17 protein-coding genes are annotated in these 17,333 nt (G+C 70.3%); 1 reads left to right on the plus strand and 16 read right to left on the minus strand.

Features of this window, described 5'->3' with window-relative positions:
- Positions 1-7 precede the first annotated feature (7 nt).
- The 12 genes from metK to pyrR all read right to left on the minus strand — a co-directional run bounded on the left by metK (position 8) and on the right by pyrR (position 13,379).
- Positions 8-1,201: a methionine adenosyltransferase gene (metK, locus tag J5V16_RS10180; protein WP_307792914.1), complete on the minus strand. Its 1,194-nt coding sequence runs from the start codon at positions 1,199-1,201 to the stop codon at positions 8-10.
- Positions 1,202-1,317: 116 nt separating this feature from the next.
- Entirely contained in the window at positions 1,318-2,580 is a 1,263-nt protein-coding gene (locus J5V16_RS10185) for a bifunctional phosphopantothenoylcysteine decarboxylase/phosphopantothenate synthase (RefSeq protein WP_208496085.1), read from the minus strand.
- A 35-nt stretch (positions 2,581-2,615) separates the two neighbouring features.
- On the minus strand, positions 2,616-2,888 hold the full coding sequence (rpoZ, locus tag J5V16_RS10190) for a DNA-directed RNA polymerase subunit omega (protein ID WP_091051042.1): 273 nt from the start codon (positions 2,886-2,888) through the stop codon (positions 2,616-2,618).
- A 53-nt stretch (positions 2,889-2,941) separates the two neighbouring features.
- Positions 2,942-3,544 carry a guanylate kinase gene (gene gmk, locus J5V16_RS10195; RefSeq protein WP_208496087.1) on the minus strand — a complete coding sequence of 201 codons (603 nt, stop codon included), beginning with the start codon at positions 3,542-3,544 and terminating at the stop codon, positions 2,942-2,944.
- A 20-nt stretch (positions 3,545-3,564) separates the two neighbouring features.
- Entirely contained in the window at positions 3,565-3,888 is a 324-nt protein-coding gene (gene mihF, locus J5V16_RS10200) for an integration host factor, actinobacterial type (protein WP_030156658.1), read from the minus strand.
- A 148-nt stretch (positions 3,889-4,036) separates the two neighbouring features.
- On the minus strand, positions 4,037-4,954 hold the full coding sequence (gene pyrF / locus J5V16_RS10205; RefSeq protein WP_208496089.1) for an orotidine-5'-phosphate decarboxylase: 918 nt from the start codon (positions 4,952-4,954) through the stop codon (positions 4,037-4,039).
- 30 nt (positions 4,955-4,984) lie between these two features.
- Positions 4,985-6,061, minus strand: a complete 1,077-nt coding sequence (locus J5V16_RS10210; RefSeq protein WP_208496091.1) for a quinone-dependent dihydroorotate dehydrogenase — start codon at positions 6,059-6,061, stop codon at positions 4,985-4,987.
- Between the two features lie 75 nt (positions 6,062-6,136).
- On the minus strand, positions 6,137-9,457 hold the full coding sequence (gene carB / locus J5V16_RS10215; RefSeq protein WP_208496094.1) for a carbamoyl-phosphate synthase large subunit: 3,321 nt from the start codon (positions 9,455-9,457) through the stop codon (positions 6,137-6,139).
- Entirely contained in the window at positions 9,450-10,577 is a 1,128-nt protein-coding gene (gene carA, locus J5V16_RS10220; RefSeq protein ID WP_208496095.1) for a glutamine-hydrolyzing carbamoyl-phosphate synthase small subunit, read from the minus strand. The genes carB and carA overlap by 8 nt, the downstream gene beginning before the upstream one ends.
- Positions 10,574-11,887, minus strand: a complete 1,314-nt coding sequence (locus tag J5V16_RS10225; protein WP_208496096.1) for a dihydroorotase — start codon at positions 11,885-11,887, stop codon at positions 10,574-10,576. The genes carA and J5V16_RS10225 overlap by 4 nt, the downstream gene beginning before the upstream one ends.
- Positions 11,884-12,804 (minus strand): aspartate carbamoyltransferase catalytic subunit, encoded by a 921-nt coding sequence (locus tag J5V16_RS10230; protein ID WP_208496097.1) that lies wholly within the window; start codon positions 12,802-12,804, stop codon positions 11,884-11,886. The genes J5V16_RS10225 and J5V16_RS10230 overlap by 4 nt, the downstream gene beginning before the upstream one ends.
- A complete protein-coding gene (gene pyrR / locus J5V16_RS10235) occupies positions 12,801-13,379 on the minus strand; it encodes a bifunctional pyr operon transcriptional regulator/uracil phosphoribosyltransferase PyrR (RefSeq protein ID WP_307792915.1) in 579 nt (192 codons plus the stop codon). Before pyrR ends, J5V16_RS10230 begins: the two co-directional genes overlap by 4 nt.
- Before the next feature lie 272 nt (positions 13,380-13,651).
- Here pyrR and J5V16_RS10240 point away from each other — a divergent pair, with 272 nt between their 5' ends.
- Positions 13,652-14,152, plus strand: a complete 501-nt coding sequence (locus tag J5V16_RS10240; RefSeq protein WP_208496099.1) for a transcriptional regulator — start codon at positions 13,652-13,654, stop codon at positions 14,150-14,152.
- A 74-nt stretch (positions 14,153-14,226) separates the two neighbouring features.
- Here the strand turns inward: J5V16_RS10240 and nusB are convergent, their stop codons facing one another.
- The 4 genes from nusB to aroB form a co-directional block, all read right to left on the minus strand.
- Positions 14,227-14,670, minus strand: coding sequence for a transcription antitermination factor NusB (gene nusB, locus J5V16_RS10245; protein ID WP_208496100.1), 444 nt, complete (start codon positions 14,668-14,670; stop codon positions 14,227-14,229).
- Positions 14,671-14,672: 2 nt separating this feature from the next.
- On the minus strand, positions 14,673-15,230 hold the full coding sequence (gene efp, locus J5V16_RS10250) for an elongation factor P (protein ID WP_208496101.1): 558 nt from the start codon (positions 15,228-15,230) through the stop codon (positions 14,673-14,675).
- 111 nt (positions 15,231-15,341) lie between these two features.
- Positions 15,342-15,782, minus strand: coding sequence for a type II 3-dehydroquinate dehydratase (gene aroQ, locus J5V16_RS10255; protein ID WP_208496102.1), 441 nt, complete (start codon positions 15,780-15,782; stop codon positions 15,342-15,344).
- The gene (gene aroB / locus J5V16_RS10260) at positions 15,779-17,332 is read right to left on the minus strand and encodes a 3-dehydroquinate synthase (protein ID WP_307792916.1); all 1,554 of its coding nucleotides are present in this window, start codon (positions 17,330-17,332) and stop codon (positions 15,779-15,781) included. The genes aroQ and aroB overlap by 4 nt, the downstream gene beginning before the upstream one ends.
- Position 17,333: the final 1 nt, after the last annotated feature.

The raw sequence follows: 17,333 nt of genomic DNA on the forward strand, positions 1-17,333 counted from the left end.
TCGGCGCTTAGTTCACGGCCTCTTTGAGGGCCGCGGCGCGGTCGGTCGCCTCCCAGGTGAACTCGGGGAGCTCGCGGCCGAAGTGGCCGTAGGCGGCGGTCTTGGAGTAGACCGGGCGGATGAGGTTGAGGTCGCGGATGATCGCGGCCGGGCGCAGGTCGAAGACCTCGAGCACGGCGCGCTCGATGCGCGCGGGGTCCACAGTCTCGGTGCCCTGCGCGTCGACGGCGACGCTGACGGGCTTGGCCTTGCCGATCGCGTAGGCGACCTGGACCTCGCAGCGCTCGGCGAGCCCGGCGGCCACCACGTTCTTCGCGACCCAGCGCGCGGCGTACGCGGCGGAGCGGTCGACCTTCGACGGGTCCTTGCCGGAGAACGCGCCGCCGCCGTGGCGGGCGTAGCCGCCGTACGTGTCGACGATGATCTTGCGGCCGGTGAGGCCGGCGTCGCCCATCGGGCCGCCGATCTCGAAGCGGCCGGTCGGGTTCACCAGGAGCTTGTAGTCGGCGGTGTCGAGGTCGAGACCCGAGACGACCGGCGCGATCACATGCTCGGCGACATCGGGTGCCAGGAGCGAGTCGAGCGAGATGTCGGGCGCGTGCTGGCTCGAGACGACGACGGTGTCGAGGCGGACGGGCTTGTTGCCGTCGTACTCGATGGTGACCTGGGTCTTGCCGTCAGGACGCAGGTAAGGGACGGTGCCGTCCTTGCGGACCTCGGTGAGCCGCTGGGAGAGCCGGTGCGCCAAGGCGATCGGCAGCGGCATCAGCTCAGGGGTCTCACGGCACGCGAAGCCGAACATGAGGCCCTGGTCGCCCGCGCCCTGGATGTCGAGCTCGTCGATCTCGGTCCCGTCCACGCGGGACTCCCAGGCCTTGTCGACGCCTTGGGCGATGTCGGGGCTCTGCCCGCCGATCGAGACGTTCACGCCGCACGAGGCGCCGTCGAAGCCCTTCTTCGAGGAGTCGTAGCCGATCCGCAGGATCGTCTCGCGCACGATGCGCGGGATGTCCGCGTACGCGTGCGTCGTGACTTCGCCCGCCACGTGCACCTGACCGGTGGTGATGAGGGTTTCGACCGCAACCCGGCTCGCGGGGTCCTCGCCCAGCAGGGCGTCCAGGATCCCGTCGGAGATCTGGTCGGCGATCTTGTCCGGGTGGCCCTCAGTGACCGACTCGGAGGTGAACAGGCGACGTGCCACGGCACTCCTCAACACTTCCACACCGCCAATGCGGCGCATTTCGACTGACTTCGCAGCTCACAAGTCTATGCGGTGAAGATCTTCCCACCAAGTCGGCACGCGGCGGCCACGCGGTGTCAATCGCGTCCACTCAGCGGGAGACGTGAGGAGACGGCATCCCAGATGGCGTCGGCCACGGCCTCCTTCGAGGCGTGCTCGCGGACGTCGACTTCGCCACGTTCGTCGAACACGGTGACCGAGTTCTCCGAGGCGCCGAACACGGCCCCGCCGGAGACGTCGTTGAGGACGACGAGATCGGCGCCTTTGGCCTCGCGCTTGCGCATCGCGTGCTCGCGTCCGTCGTGGGTCTCGGCGGCGAAGACGACGAGCACCTGGTCGGGGCGTTTCTCGCGGCCCACTGCGGCGGCGATGTCCGGGGTCGAGGTCAGCGCCAGGTCGAGGTCGCCCTTGCGCTTGATCTTGCGGTCCGAGGACTCCTTGGGCGTGAAGTCGGCGGGCGCGGCCGCGAGCACGGCGGCGTCGGCCTCGGCCGCGGCCTTCACGGTCGCCTCGTACAGGTCGGCGGTGGTCGAGACGCGCTCGACGCTGATCCCGGCCGGCAGCGGCGCGTCGATGTGCGCGGCGATGAGGTGCACCTCCGCGCCGCGCGCGGCGGCGGCCGCGGCGAGGGCGATGCCCTGCCTGCCCGAGGAGTGGTTGCCGATGAACCGCACCGGGTCGATCGGCTCGCGGGTGCCGCCGGCGGTGACGAGGACCTTGCGGCCCACCAGGTCTCGCTTGCGGGTGAATGGTAGAGCGTTCACTCCGGTTCGGGGAGAGGCGTCGCGAAGCGGCGCCGGCGGGTGGGGCGACGGGTGCGGGAGGAAGCCCTTGATGAGGGCGAAGAGCGACTCGGGTTCGGGGAGGCGCCCGGGGCCGGTGTCGGCGCCGGTAAGGCGGCCCGAGTCAGGTTCCACGACATGCGCTCCGCGCTCGCGCAGGGCGGCGACGTTGGCGCGGGTGGCCGCGTGCTCCCACATCTCCGTGTGCATCGCCGGGGCGAACACGACGGGGCAGGCCGCGGTCAGCAGGGTGCTGGTGAGGAGGTCGTCGGCGCGGCCGTGCGCGGCCCGCGCCAGGAGGTCGGCGGTGGCCGGGGCGACCACGACGAGGTCGGCCTGGCGGCCGAGCCGCACGTGCTTGACCTCCGAGACGTCGGAGAAGACGCCGGAAGCCACCGGGTGGCCCGAAAGGGCCTCCCAGGTGGCTTCACCGACGAACTTGAGTGCCGCCTCAGTGGGTACGACGTGGACGTCGTGGCCCGACTCTTTGAGGAGGCGGAGCAGGATGCAGGCTTTGTAGGCGGCGATGCCGCCCGACACGCCCAGGACGATGTTCACGCGCGAAGCTTACGCCGATTGACACTCGGTGTCGGCTAAGCCTCGGTGTCGTCGAACGCCTTCGTCTCGAGCAGGCCCTTGTCGAGCTCGCGCATGGCGATCGACAGCGGCTTCTCCTCGGGCGTGGTCTCGACGAGCGGGCCCACGTACTCGAGCAGGCCTTCGCCCAGCTGCGAGTAGTACGCGTTGATCTGGCGCGCGCGCTTGGCCGAGTAGATGACCAGCTGGTACTTCGACTGGCTCTTCTTGAGCAGGTCGTCGATCGGCGGGTTGGTGATGCCGACCGGGTCGGCGACAGTCCCTGACACGTGTAATCCTTCGTGTGCGACTTGCTTGTTGCTGCTGGCTCCGGGATGCCGGGCTAGCGGGCTCCGGTCTTGACTACAGCCGGAGAACTGAGCAACTCTACCAGCTCGGCGGCCGCCTGCTCGATCGACACATTGGTGACTGTGTGATCGAACTCGGTCTCCGCGGCGAGCTCTTCGCGGGCGGCGTCCAGGCGGCGCGCGATCGTGGCCTCGTCCTCGGTCCCGCGCCCGGTGAGGCGGCGGACGAGTTCGTCCCACGACGGCGGCGCCAGGAACACCAGTTGGGCGTCGTGCATGGCCCGGCGGACCTGGCGGGCGCCCTGCAGTTCGATCTCCAGCAGCGCCGGGAGTCCGGCGCGCAGGCGCTCCTCGACCGGGCCGCGGGGGGTTCCGTAGAGGTTCCCCGCGTAGGAGGCCCACTCAAGGAACTCCCCCGCGGCGATCATCGACTCGAACTGCTCGGTCGACACGAAGTGGTAGTCGGCGCCGTCGACCTCACCAGGACGCGGCTTGCGGGTCGTGCAGCTCACGGAGAGCCAGACCCACGGGTAGTACTCCTGGATGAGGGCCTTGACGCTGCCCTTGCCCACTCCGGACGGGCCGGACAGCACCGTGAGGCGCTGGGCCAGGACTGCGTGGTGACGATCGATGCTCACGCGACTACAACTACCCGAACTTAGGCCTGGTCGCCCTTGAATTCATCCAGAAGCGCGGCGCGCTGGTGCTCGCCGAGGCCGCGCAGCCGACGGGAGTCGGCGATCTTGAGCTTCTCCATGATCTGGGTGGCGCGCTTGTCGCCGATGCCGGGGAGGGCCTTCAGCACGGCCGAGACCTTCATCTTGCCCGAGATGTCGTCGGTGGCAGCGGACTTGAGGACCGCTTCCAGGGTGGTCTCGCCCGACTTCAGCTTCTCCTTGAGCTCGGCGCGGGCCTTGCGGGCCGCGGCGGCCTTCTCAAGGGCTGCGGCGCGCTGTTCCGGAGTCAGTTTAGGGAGCGGCACGGGGTCTCCTTGCAGTCGATGGTTTCGTCCCTGTGGACCTTGACGTGCGGGTATCGGTGAAGCATACCCAGCTCGGGAACGGTAACCCCAGTGTCCGACACGCCTGCGACCGGGGGTGGGGCAAATTCCGGGCCCGAAATCCGCGGCTTTATTCCCCCATCGCGGCGCGGCATTCCTCCTGCAACGCCTCGACGGCGGTGCGAATGCTCGCCACGGCTGGCCCCGGCTGTGCGATTTGTCGGGAATAGGACGGGATTGCGAAGTTCGTAGCCGGGCCGAGGACGCGCGGAAGATCACTCGGGCGTCCACCCTGCGCTCCCATGCCCGGGACCAGGATGGGGCCGTTGAACTGGGACAAGTCGTGAGCGGTGTCACGTTGGCGCACGGTGGTGTGCGTGATTCCGTAAGTCGACTCACGCAGGCGCGCCTCCCCTTCGGACGCGCAGGCCCCGATGGTGGCGCCCATGACGATGCCGAACGAGCCCATCGGCTCGGCGTCGCCGTTCTGCTCGTTCACCTCGTCGATGATCCCCTGCGCCACCGACTTGCCGTCGCGGCGCTTCGCCATCTGCACCTGCTTGCCCTCGGGGTTCGAGGTGCGGGCCAGCACGAACAGGCCCTTGCCGTGCGCGTTGGCGAGGTCGAACGCGGGCTGGAGCGAGCCGGTGCCCAGGAAGGGGCTCACCGTGATCGCGTCGACCGCGAGCGGCGAGGCGGGGTCGAGGTACGCCTGCGCGTACGCGGCCATCGTCGAGCCGATGTCGCCGCGCTTGACGTCGAGGATGACGAGCGCCCCGGCCTTGCGGGACTCCGCGATCACCCGTTCGAGGAGCGCCACGCCCCCCGAGCCGAACCGCTCGTAGAAGGCCGACTGCGGCTTGATGAAGGCGCACGACTCGGCGGTCGCCTCCACGATCGTCATGGCGAAGCGCTCGGCCCCGGCCAGGTCGTCGTCGAGCCCCCAGTGCTGCAGGAGCGCCCCGTGCGGGTCGATCCCGGCGCAGAGCGGGCCGCGCACCTGCGAGAGGTGAAAGGCCCGGGAGCCGAAGTCCTTGTTGGCAGGCATGGCACTTCCTTAAGAGTTCAGGCTTCGTCGTCAGCGGTTCTGAGGGGTGCGGATGCCCTTGCGGGCGGCGGAGCGGTAGCGGCGCACACTGCTGCGCACCAGGCCGGGCCCGTTGTACACGAGTCCCGAGTAGAGCTGGACGAGGCTCGCGCCGGCGTCGAACATGGCCTGCGCGTCGTCGGCGGTCATGATCCCGCCCGAACCGATGATCGGCAGCGTGCCGTTCGTCTCGCGGTGCACGAAGCGCACGATCTCGCGCGACACCTGCGTCAGCGGCTTGCCGGACATGCCGCCCGGCTCGGCCGCGATCGCGTCCTCGCTCGGGTCGACCCCGTCCCGGCCGAGCGTCGTGTTCGTGGCGATCACGCCCGAGACGCCGGTCTCGAGGCAGACCTCGAGGAGCTGCGCCATAGCGGGCTCGGTGAGGTCGGGGGCGATCTTGACGAACACCGGGCGTGCGGGCCGCCCGGCCGCCAGGCGCACGCCCTCGGTGCGCAGCGCGCCGAGCAGCGCCCGCAGGGCGTTCGCGTCCTGCAGCTGGCGCAGACCCGGCGTGTTGGGCGAGGAGACGTTGACGGCGATGTAGTCCGCGAAGGGGTAGAGGAACCGCAGCGAGGTCAGGTAGTCCTCGATCGCGCCCTCGAGCGGCACCACCTTCGACTTGCCGATGCTGATGCCCAGCGGGCAGTTCACGGCGGGGGCGGCGGTGAGCCGGGCGGCCAGCGCCTGCGCGCCCTCGTTGTTGAAGCCCATGCGGTTGACGATGCCCTCGGACCGCTTCATGCGGAACATGCGCGGCTGCGGGTTGCCGGGCTGGGGCTGGGCGGTGACGGTGCCGATCTCGGCGAAGCCGAACCCGAGGGCGGGCCAGGCGCCGGTCGCGATGCCGTTCTTGTCCATGCCGGCGGCGAGGCCGATGGGGTTGGGGAAGGGGATGCCGCAGACGGTGACGGGGGCGCTGAGCTGGTTGAGCTTGATCAGCAGGTTGCGGGCCTGCCGCTGGGAGGACAGGCGGGTGAGCCAGCGCAGGGTGGTCTCGTGCGCTCGCTCGGCGTCGCCGCGTCCGATCCGGAACAGGACCGGGCGGGCCAGTTTCTGGTACAGCATGCTCATTCCTGTATACGTCAGTGCACCGGGTGGGTGACACGGCCACGGGAGCCGCGTCACCCGCCCGGTGCCGAGTTATGCCGCGGCCCGTTCGGCGCCGCGCAGGCGCTGGTGCAGCTCCTGGAGGGAGGCGACGCGGATCTCGCCGCGGGAGGCCGATTCGATGGCCTGGGTGGCGGCGGTGGCGCCCTGGATGGTCGTCACGCAGCTGACGTCGGCGACGACGGCGGCCGAGCGGATCTCCCAGCCGTCGGTGCGGGGCCCCGAGGACGCCGAGGGCGTGGTGATGACCAGGTCGATCTCGCCGGAGGCGATGAGGCTGACGGCGTCGACGGCCTCGCCCGAGGAGTGGCGGGCGACGGGCGTGAAGTCGATGCCGTGGCGCTTGAGGACCAGGCCGGTGCCTTCGGTGGCGTAGACGGTGAAGCCGAGGTCGACGAGGCGGCGCACCGGGAAGACGATGGCGCGCTTGTCGCGGTCGGCGACGGACACGAAGACCTTCCCGGAGGTGGGCAGCTTGCCGTAGACGGCGAGCGTGGCCTTGGCGAAGGCGAGGCCGAAGTTGGAGTCGATGCCCATGACCTCGCCGGTGGACTTCATCTCCGGGCCGAGGACGGCGTCGAGCCCGGCGCCTTCGACGGTGCGGAACCGCTTGAAGGGCAGGAGCACTTCCTTGACGCTGATCGGGACGTCGGGTCCGGCGTCGGAGCCGTCGCCCTCGGGCAGGAGCAGGCCTTCGGCGCGCAGTTCGGCGATGGTGGCGCCGAGGGCGATGCGGGCGGCGGCCTTGGCGAGCGGCACGGCGGTGGCCTTGGAGACGAACGGGACGGTGCGCGAGGCCCGCGGGTTCGCCTCGAGGACGTAGAGCTGCTCGTCCTTGAGGGCGTACTGGACGTTCATGAGGCCGCGCACGCCGATGCCGAAGGCGAGCTTCGCGGTGTACTCGCGGATCTGCTCGATGACGGTGGCGCCCAAGGTGATCGGCGGGAGCGCGCAGGAGGAGTCGCCGGAGTGGACGCCGGCCTCCTCGATGTGCTCCATGATGCCGCCGAGGTAGAAGTCCTCGCCGTCGCAGAGGCAGTCGACGTCGATCTCGATGGCGTCGTCGAGGAACCGGTCGATGAGGACCGGGTGCTCGGGGCTGGCCTCGGTGGCGCGGGAGATGTACCCGGCGAGGGTGTCCTCGTCGTAGACGATCTCCATGCCGCGGCCGCCCAGGACGTACGACGGGCGCACGAGCACGGGGTAGCCGATCTGGGAGGCGACCTCGCGGGCCTCCTCGTAGGAGGTGGCGGTGCCGCCCGCGGGGGCGACGAGGCCGAGCTCGTCGAGGAGGCGGCCGAAGACGCCGCGGTCCTCGGCGTTGTCGATGGCCTTCGGGCTGGTGCCGACGATCGGGAGGCCGGCCTTCTCGAGGCGCTCGGCGAGGCCGAGCGGGGTCTGGCCGCCGAGCTGGACCACGACGCCGACGACGCCGGGGCCGCCCGCGGCGCGGCCGGACTCGTGCTCGGCGTGGTGGACCTCGGTGACGTCCTCGAAGGTGAGCGGCTCGAAGTAGAGCCGGTCGGCGGTGTCGTAGTCGGTGGAGACGGTCTCGGGGTTGCAGTTGACCATGATCGTCTCGTACCCGGCCTCGCGCAGGGCCTGCACGGCGTGGACGCACGAGTAGTCGAACTCGATGCCCTGGCCGATGCGGTTGGGGCCGGAGCCGAGGATGATCACCTTGGGCCGGTCGGAGGGCGCGACCTCGGTTTCGTCCTCGTACGTCGAGTAGTGGTAGGGCGTGTGGGCCTCGAACTCGGCGGCGCAGGTGTCGACGGTCTTGAAGACCGGGCGCAGGCCGAGCCGGTGGCGCAGGCGGCGCACGCCGTCCTCGCCGGCGAGTTCGGGGCGCAGGGCCGCGACCTGGGCGTCGGAGAATCCGGCGCGCTTGGCCTTGCGGAGCAGGTCCTCGTCGACGACGGCGGCGTTCTCGATCTCGCCGCGCAGGTCGATGAGCTGCGCGACCTGGTCGAGGAACCACGGGTCGATCTTGCAGGCCTCGTGGACTTCACCGATCGTGGCGCCGAGGCGCAGGGCGCGCTCGGCGGTGTAGAGGGTGCCGTCGTGCGGGGTCCGCAGGGCCTCCATGGTGTTCTCGAGGGTGGCGCCCTCGGGGTCGGGGCGGGTCCAGAACCCGGCCTGCTTGGTCTCGGTGGACCGCAGGGCCTTCTGGAGCGCCTGCTGGAAGGTCCGGCCGAGGCTCATGGCCTCGCCGACGGACTTCATGGTGGTGGTCAGCGTCGGGTCGGCGCCGGGGAACTTCTCGAACGTGAACCGCGGGACCTTGACGACGACGTAGTCGAGCGTGGGCTCGAACGCGGCCGGGGTGGCCTTGGTGATGTCGTTCGGGATCTCGTCGAGGGTGTAGCCGATGGCGAGCTTCGCGGCGATCTTCGCGATCGGGAAGCCGGTGGCCTTCGACGCCAGCGCGGAGGAGCGGGAGACGCGCGGGTTCATCTCGATGACGATGATGCGCCCGTCGGCGGGGTTGATCGCGAACTGGATGTTGCAGCCGCCGGTGTCGACGCCGACCTCGCGGAGGATGGCGATGCCGAGGTCGCGGAGCTTCTGGTACTCGCGGTCGGTGAGCGTGAGCGAGGGGGCGACGGTGACGGAGTCGCCGGTGTGCACGCCCATGGGGTCGACGTTCTCGATGGAGCAGACGATGACGACGTTGTCGTTGCGGTCGCGCATGAGTTCGAGCTCGTACTCCTTCCAGCCGAGCACGGACTCCTCGATGAGGACCTCGGAGGTGGGCGACTCGGCGAGGCCGTTGCCGGCGATGCGGTCGACGTCCTCCCAGGTGTAGGCCATGCCGGAGCCGAGGCCGCCCATGGTGAAGGAGGGGCGGATGACGACGGGCAGGCCGAGGTCCTTGACGGTGGCGGAGACCTCGTCCATGGTGTGGCAGACCGCGGAGCGGGGCACGTCGCCGCCGACCTTGAGGACGACCTCCTTGAACTGCTGCCGGTCCTCGCCGCGCTGGATGGCGTCCATGTCGGCGCCGATGAGCTCGACGCCGTACTTCTCGAGGATGCCGGCCTCGTGGAGGGCGACGGCGGCGTTGAGCGCGGTCTGCCCGCCGAGGGTGGGCAGGAGCGCGTCGGGCTTCTCTTTGGCGATGACCTGCTCGATGACCTCGGTGGTGATCGGCTCGACGTAGGTGGCGTCGGCGAACTCGGGGTCGGTCATGATCGTGGCCGGGTTGGAGTTGACGAGGGTGACGCGCAGGCCCTCCTCGCGGAGCACGCGGCAGGCCTGCGTGCCGGAGTAGTCGAACTCGCAGGCCTGGCCGATCTGAATGGGTCCGGAGCCGATGACCAGGATGTGCTTGAGGTCTGGGCGCTTAGGCATGGGTCGGGGCCCCTTCCTGGATGAGTTCGATCAGGCGGTCGAACAGGTAGTCGGCGTCGTGCGGGCCGCCGGCGGCCTCGGGGTGGTACTGGACGGAGTACGCGGGCACGTCGAGGCAGGTGAGGCCTTCGACGACGTCGTCGTTGAGGCAGACGTGGCTCACCTGGACGCGCCCGAAGTCGGTCTCGAAGAACTCCCCTGACTCGGGGGCCTTGAGCGCGAAGCCGTGGTTGTGGGCGGTGATCTCGATCTTGTTGGTGTGGCGGTCGAGCACCGGCTGGTTGATGCCGCGGTGACCGAACTTCAGCTTGTAGGTCTCGAGGCCGAGAGCGCGGCCGAGGATCTGGTTGCCGAAGCAGATGCCGAACACGGGCACCTTGCGGCGCAGGAGTTCGCGCGTGACGGCGACCTGGTGGTCGGCGGTGGCGGGGTCGCCGGGGCCGTTGGAGAGGAACACGGCGTCGGGGTTCCCCGAGAGCAGCTGCTCCACCTCGGCGGTGGCCGGGTAGACGGTGGTGGTGATGCCGCGGGCGGCGAGGCGGCGCGGCGTGTTCCGCTTGATGCCCAGGTCGAGGGCGGCGACCGTGTACTTGGTCTCCTTGGCCTCGTAGGTGTAGGGCTCGGGCGTGGTCACGGCGCCGACGTGGTTGGCGCCGGCCATGTGCGGGGTGGCGCGGACCTTCTCCAGGAGCGCGGCCACGTCGGTGTCGCGCGAGGAGATGCCGACGCGCATGGCCCCGGCCTCGCGGAGGTGGCGGGTGAGGGCGCGGGTGTCGACGCCGCTGATGCCGACGATGCCCTGGGCGGCGAGCTCGTCTTCGAGGCCGCGCTTGGCGCGCCAGTTGGAGGCCATGCGGGCGGGGTCGCGGACGACGTACCCGGCGACCCAGATGCGGCGGGACTCGTCGTCCTCGTCGTTCCAGCCGGTGTTGCCGATCTGCGGGGCGGTCTGGGCGACCACCTGGCCGTAGTAGGACGGGTCGGTGAGGGTCTCCTGGTAGCCGGTCATGCCGGTGTTGAAGACCGCTTCGCCGAAGGTCTCGCCGACCGAGCCGTAGGCCTCGCCGCGGAAGACGCGGCCGTCCTCGAGGACGAGGATCGCTGGTGCTCTGCTGCTCACGAGTGGGTCTCCTCTTCGATTTTCCCGTTCAGCACGGTGGCGCGTCCGCGGAGGAACGTCGCCTGGACGGTGACCGGGAGTTCCATCCCGGCGTAGGGGGTGTTGCGCGACAGGGACGCGAGGCCTTCGGGGACCACGGTCCAGGTCGCGGAGGGGTCGACGAGGGTGAAGTTCGCTTCGGTGCCCGGCTGCGGGTCGCGGCCGTGCGCTTCGAGGCCGGCAATGCGGGCGGGGGTGCGGGAGGTGCGCTCGGCGAGCACGTCCCAGTCCACTTCGGCTGGTCCGCCGAGGGCGAGGACGCTGATCGACAGCGCGGTCTCGAGGCCGAGCATCCCGGGGCGGGCGGCGGCCCACTCGCATTCCTTGTCCTGCGGGGCGTGCGGGGCGTGGTCGGTCGCGACGGCGTCGATGACGCCCTCGACGAGCGCGGCGCGCAGCACGGCCACGTCGGCTTCGCGGCGCAGCGGCGGGTTGACCTTGTACACCGGGTCGTAGGAGCGCGCGGCCTCGTCGGTGAGGAGGAGGTGGTGCGGGCAGACCTCGGCGGTGACCTTCGCGCCGCGGGCCTTGGCCTCGCGGATGATGTCCACGGAGCGGGCGGTGGAGACGTGGCAGAAGTGGACGCGCGCGCCGGTGTACTCGGCGAGGAGCACGTCGCGGGCGATGATCGCCTCCTCGGCGACCGAGGGCCAGCCGGGCAGGCCGAGCTCGGCCGAGACGGCGCCCTCGTTCATCTGCGCGCCTTCGGTGAGCCGCGGCTCCTCGGCGTGCTGGGCGACGAGCCCGTCGAAGGTCTTCACGTACTCGAGGGCGCGGCGCATGAGCACCGGGTCGTGGACGCAGTGGCCGTCGTCGGAGAACATGCGCACCGCGGCCGCCGACTGGGCCATCGCGCCGATCTCGGCGAGCCGCTTGCCCTCCAGGCCGATCGAGACGGCGCCGATGGGCTGCACGTCGGCGTACCCGGCGGCGCGGCCGAGCGCGGCGACCTGCTCGACGACGCCCGCGGTGTCGGCCACGGGGTAGGAGTTCGCCATGGCGCACACGGCGGTGTAGCCGCCCTTGGCGGCGGCGCGGGTGCCGGAGAGGACGGTCTCGGCGTCCTCGCGGCCGGGCTCGCGCAGGTGAGTGTGGAGGTCGACCAGGCCGGGCAGGAGCACCAGCCCGTCCGCGTCCACGACCTCGACGTCCTTTGCGACAGTGCTTTTTTCGGACACCGAGCCGATCTCGGCGACGCGGCCGTCGCGCACGAGGACGTCCCGGCGTCCCTTGCCGACGATGTCGGCGCTCTTGATGAGCACGTTGCTCACTTGCTCTCTCCGTTCGTCAGCAGGAGGTAGAGGACGGCCATGCGGACCCACACGCCGTTGGTCACCTGCTCGGTGATGGTGGCGCGGGGCGAGTCGGCGACCGCGGCGGCGATCTCCATGCCGCGGTTCATCGGGCCGGGGTGCATGACGATCGCGTGGTCGGGCATGAGCGCCAGGCGGCGCTCGTCGAGCCCGTAGAGGCGGGCGTACTCGTTCGCGGTCGGGAAGAACGCGGCGTTCTGGCGCTCGCGCTGGACGCGGAGCATCATGACCGCGTCCACCCCCTTGAGGCTGGCGTCGAGGTCGTATCCGATCTCCACCGGCCAGTCGTCGATGTCCTTGGGGAGCAAGGTGGGCGGGCCGACCAGGCGCACGTGCGCGCCCAGTTTGGACAGCAGCCAGATGTTCGAGCGGGCCACGCGCGAGTGGAGGATGTCCCCCACGATCGCCACGGTGCGGCCCTCGACGCCGCCGAGCCGCTTCTTCATCGTGTAGGCGTCGAGCAGGGCCTGGGTCGGGTGGGCGTGCGTGCCGTCCCCGGCGTTGAGCACCGCGCCCTCGATCCACTCGGTGAGCCGCTGCGGTGCGCCCGCGGCGGGGTGGCGGATGACGACCGCGTCGGCGCCCATGGCCTGCAGGGTGAGCGCGGTGTCGCGCAGGCTCTCGCCCTTGTTCACGCTCGAGGTCTTGGCCGCGAAGTTGACGACGTCGGCCGAGAGCCGCTTGGCGGCGGTCTCGAAGGAGGTGCGGGTGCGGGTGGAGTCCTCGAAGAAGAGGTTCACGACGGTGCGCCCGCGCAGCGCCGGGAGCTTGGGAACCTCGCGGCCGGTGACGGCCTCGGCCATCTGCTCGGTGACGTCGAGGATGAGCTCGGCCTCCTCGCGGCTCAGTTCCTTGGTGGTGAGCAGGTGCTTCATCGCTCCCGGCCTCCAGTGAGGACCACGGCGTCGTGGCCGTCGTACTCGGTCAGGCGCACGGCCACGGACTCGTCGCGCGCGGTGGGGATGTTCTTGCCGACGTAGTCGGCGCGGATCGGCAGCTCGCGGTGGCCGCGGTCGACCAGGATGGCGAGCTGGACGCTCGCGGGGCGGCCGAGGTCGTAGAGCGCGTTGAGCGCGGCGCGCACGGTGCGCCCGGAGTAGAGGACGTCGTCGACGAGGATGATGCGCTGGTCGTCGACGCCGCCGGGCGGCAGGTCGGTCGGGCCGAGGGCCCGGAGGGCGTTGCGGCGCAGGTCGTCGCGGTAGAGCGTGATGTCGAGGGTCCCGGCGGGGACGTCGAGGTCGGCGAAGCGGCGGATGCGGTCGGCGAGCCGGCCGGCGAGCGCCACGCCGCGGGTGGGGATGCCCAGGAGCATGGTGTCGGGGGCGCCCTTGGTCTTCTCGAGGATCTGGTGGGCGATGCGGTCGAGGATCCGGCCGATGTCGTCGCCCGAGAGGATCTGCTTGCCCGACGGGTCTTCCTCAGACTGCCTGAGGGCAGGGGAAACCACGCGAACCTCCTTCTCCGCCTCACTGGACGGTCTGTTAAAGAACGGTTTCGTCGCGGGCCATGCTACGCCGCCGGTGACGGAGCGTAAAGACCGGTCCCAAAAACACGGGGTCGGTAGCAGCATTGATGTCGGATTCTATATGGTTTGCCGGGCGGTTGCGAGGGTCTCACGCGACGAAGAACACTGTTTGGGGGCACCCCACCGGCCGATGGTCACCGACCGTAGTCAACAATAGGATTCCTCTCGTACCGAAAATTGGAGTTGATCCCAGCATGGCGACATCTGACTACGCCAAGGCGCTCGGCAACCGGCTGCGTGACATCCGCATGCAGCAGGGGCTGTCGCTGCAAGGCGTCGAGGACAAGTCCGGCGGCAAGTGGAAGGCCGTCGTCATCGGTTCCTACGAGCGGGGCGACCGGTCGATCACCGTCAGCCGTCTCGCCGAGTTGGCGGACTTCTACCGGATCCCCGTCTCCGAGCTGCTTCCCGAGGGCGTGCCGCTCCCGGTCGAGCAGGCGGAGAAGATCGTCCTCAACCTCGAGGCGCTGTACGACCACCCGGACTCGGAGCTGGAGCACGTCGCCAAGCTGGCGCGCTCCATCCAGCAGCGCCGCGGCGACTACAACGGCCGGATCCTCTCGATCCGCGCCGACGACCTCTACACCCTGGCCGTGGTCTACTCGACCACGCCTTCGGGCCTGATCGAGAAGCTCGAGGACTTCGGCGTCCTCGTGCACGACCTCCAGGCGTTCTTCGCCTCGGAAGCCGAATAGGCCCTAGGAACGATTGAAGCCGGGCCTCCTCAAGAGGGAGACCCGGCTTTCGCGTACCTGCTTGCGCGCCTTGGCTATTCGGCCTTCGCGGCGGCGTCGAGGACGGCGTTCACGAACGACGTGTCGTCCGAGGAGCCGATCTGGAGCGCCACGCGCATGGCCTCCTTGATCGCCACGGCGGTGTCGACGTCGGCCACGTGGCGGATCTCGTAGAGGGCCACGCGCAGGACGTTCCGGTCCACCGCGGGCATCCGCTCGACCGACCAGCTCGTGGAGGCCTTGCCGAGCACGGCGTCGAGCTCGTCGAGGTGCTGGGCGACCCCGCGCACGAGCTCCTCGGCGTACTTCGGCAGGCGCGGGGCCTCCGGGTCCTTGAACGCGCGGTCGGCGCGCTCGGCGAGGACCCGCGACGGCTCGGTGTCGCGGCTCTCGGCTTCGTACAGGATCTCGACGGCCCGCATCCGCCACTTGGTGCGGGCGGTGAGCCGGTCAGGGCTGCTGCTGCTCTGCGTCCCCACGCCTAGGCCCGGGAGAGGTACTTGCCGTCGCGGGTGTCGACCTTGATCTTCTCGCCGTTGTCGATGAACAGCGGGACGAGCACGGTCGCGCCGGTCTCGACGGTCGCGGGCTTGGTGCCGCCCGAGGAGCGGTCGCCCTGCAGGCCCGGCTCGGTGTACGTGATGGTGAGCTCGACCGAGGCGGGGAGCTCGACGTAGAGGACCTTGCCGTCGTGCTGGGCCACCGTGGCGTCGGAGTTCTCGAGGAGGAACTTCGAGGCGTCGCCCACGACACCGGGGCCGACCGGGATCTGGTCGTAGGTGTCGGTGTCCATGAAGACGAAGTCGTCGCCTTCCTTGTACAGGTAGGTCATGGTGCGGCGGTCGACGTTCGCGGTCTCGACCTTGGTGCCGGCGTTGAAGGTCTTGTCGACGATCTTGCCCGAGGGGATCTGCTTGAGGGTGGTGCGCACGAACGCCGGGCCCTTGCCGGGCTTGACGTGCTGGAATTCCTGGACCTGCCAGAGCTGGCCCTCCAGGTTGAGCACCATGCCGTTCTTGAGGTCGTTCGTGGATGCCACGGGCGTTCGTCTCTTTCGGTAGAGGTTCTGTCTTGACCGACCGTCAATGGTAGCGGGCGGTCGAGCTGGTCAGGGCCGCGGCCGCACCGGCTGTGGTGGGCGGCGCAGCGGCTATTCGGAAATGCCGTGCTGCTCTGAGATGAAACGCAAGGCCGCGGTGTAGCCGCTCGGGCCGAGCCCGGCGATGACGCCCACGGCGTGGGCCGACACGTACGAGTGGTGACGGAACGCCTCGCGCTGGTGCACGTTCGAGAGGTGCACCTCGACGAGCGGCGCGGTGAGCTGGGCGCACGCGTCGCCGACCGCCACGGACGTGTGGGTCCAGGCGGCGGCGTTGAGCACGACCGGGTACCCGTTGTCGGCGGCCTCATGCAGCCACTCGAGGAGCTCGCCCTCGTGGTTGGTCTGCCGGAAGTCGACCTCCAGGCCCAGTTCCTTGCCGGTGGTGACGCACAGGTCGGCGAGGTCGGCGAGCGTCTGGGAGCCGTAGATCGCGGGCTCCCGTTTGCCGAGCCGGTTGAGGTTGGGGCCGTTCAGCACCAAGGTCTTCATCCGGTCAGCCTCTCATAGGCCTCGCGCTGCTGCTCGGCGGTCACGTCATCCACGACGACCGGCGCGGCCAGCGCGTCGAGGAGCACGAACCGCTGGGTGGCGCCGACGTTCTTCTTGTCGATCTTCATGACCTTGAGGATGTCGTCCCAGCGTCCGGCCTCGTACGTGATCGGCAGGCCGAGCGAGGACAGGACGGCTTTGGTGCGGTCGACGAGGTCCACCCGGCCGGTGATGGCGCCCAGGTGCGCGGCGTAGACCATGCCGACGGCGACGGCGTCGCCGTGGCGCCAGCGGTAGTGCTCGAGTTTTTCCACCGCGTGGGCGAAGGTGTGCCCGTAGTTGAGGATGGCGCGCAGGCCCCCCTCTTTGAGGTCGGAGCCGACGACTTCGGCTTTGACGGCGATGGCTCGCTCGACGAGTTCGGCGACGACCGGGTTCCGGGCGTCGAGGGCCGCGGCGGGGTCGGCTTCGACGAGGTCGAGGATCACCGGGTCGGCGATGAAGCCGGCCTTGACGACCTCGGCGAGGCCGGCGGCGAGGTCGCGCTTCGGCAGGGTCGTGAAGTGGTCGAGGTCGACCAGGACCGCGCGGGGCGGGTGGAAGGCGCCGACGAGGTTCTTGCCGGCGGCGGTGTTGACGCCGGTCTTGCCGCCGACCGCCGCGTCGACCGCGCCGAGGAGCGAGGTCGGGACGTGGAGGACGGCGACGCCGCGCAGCCAGCAGGCGGCGACGAACCCGGCGAGGTCGGTGACGGCGCCGCCGCCGACGCCGACGACGAGGTCGGTGCGGGTGAAGCCTTCGGCGCCGAGCGCTTCCCAGACCTGCTCGGCGACGGCGACGGTCTTGCCGTCCTCGGCGTCGGGCAGTTCCATGAGGGTGGCGTCGACGCCTTCGGGGCAGAGCGATCCGACGCGTTCGGCGAGCGCGGCGGTGCTGGTGGTGTGGAGCACGGCGACCCGGGTGGCCTTGCCGAGGAACTCGGGGAGGCGGTCGGTGGTGCCGCGGCCGATGAGGACCGGGTAAGGGGTCTCGGCGTCGCGGACCTCTACGGTGCGGACGGCGAGGCGGGCCTGGATCTCGGCGGTCAGGTCGTCCACGTCCCTTCCGGTGGTGTCGACGGCGAAGGTCTCGACCTCGCGGTAGAGCGGCAGCCGCTCGTCCATGAGCCGTCGGAGCGTGGCGCGAGGGTTGACCTGCAGGAGCGGGCGGCCCTTGTCGATCTCGGTGCGCTTGACGGCTTCGCCGAGGTCGACGCGGAGGTGGACGACGGTGACGTCGGCGAGGAGCTTGCGGGTGGACTCGGCGAGGACGGCGCCGCCGCCGAGGGCGAGGACGCCGTCGTGCTCGGCGACGGCCCGGCGCACGGCTTCGCGTTCGAGGGCGCGGAAGTGCTCCTCGCCTTCGTCCACGAAGATGTCCGGGATCGGCTTGCCCGCGGCGGCGGCGATGTCGGCGTCCACGTCGCGGAACGGCGCGTCGAGCGCGGCGGCGAGGGCGCGGCCGATCGTGGTCTTGCCCGAGCCGGGCGGCCCGACGATGACGACGAGCACC

The sequence above is a fragment of the Glycomyces niveus genome (assembly GCF_017592475.1).
Lineage (GTDB): Bacteria > Actinomycetota > Actinomycetes > Mycobacteriales > Micromonosporaceae > Glycomyces > Glycomyces niveus.